At 71.7% G+C, this 322-nt stretch carries 1 pseudogene; it reads right to left on the bottom strand.

Features of this window, described 5'->3' with window-relative positions:
• Window positions 1–322 (bottom strand): annotated as a pseudogene (locus tag G154_RS26650) (HNH endonuclease); the annotation flags it as partial.

Genomic DNA, 322 nt, shown 5'->3' with positions numbered 1-322 from the left:
CCCGGATGGGTCGCCCCGGCCGGCCACGCGACGACATGGTCCAGATCGCAGCGTTGGGCGGGTTTCCCGCAGCCGGGGAAACAGCAGTTCATCGCGGTCATCCGGACGTAGGCCGCTAGCTTGGCCGAGGGTCGGTAGCGGGGTTCGGAGCCCAGGTCTGTTGCGCTGCTCAGGGGCCGGACTGTCGCGCCGCCGGCGATCAAGTCGGCGAGTAGGTGGGCGGGGATGATCGCGCCGTCGAGGGTGATCCCGGCACCCAGGCCGGGTCGAGCGCTGGCGGCTGGTGCAGCGGGTGCTGCGGGTTCGGACTCGGGATCGGTGC

The sequence above is a fragment of the Mycobacterium sp. VKM Ac-1816D genome (genome assembly GCF_000416385.1).
GTDB classification, from domain to species: domain Bacteria; phylum Actinomycetota; class Actinomycetes; order Mycobacteriales; family Mycobacteriaceae; genus Mycobacterium; species Mycobacterium neoaurum_A.
Note: the sequence above shows the minus strand (reverse complement) of the source record. Positions and strands in the feature narration are given on the sequence as shown.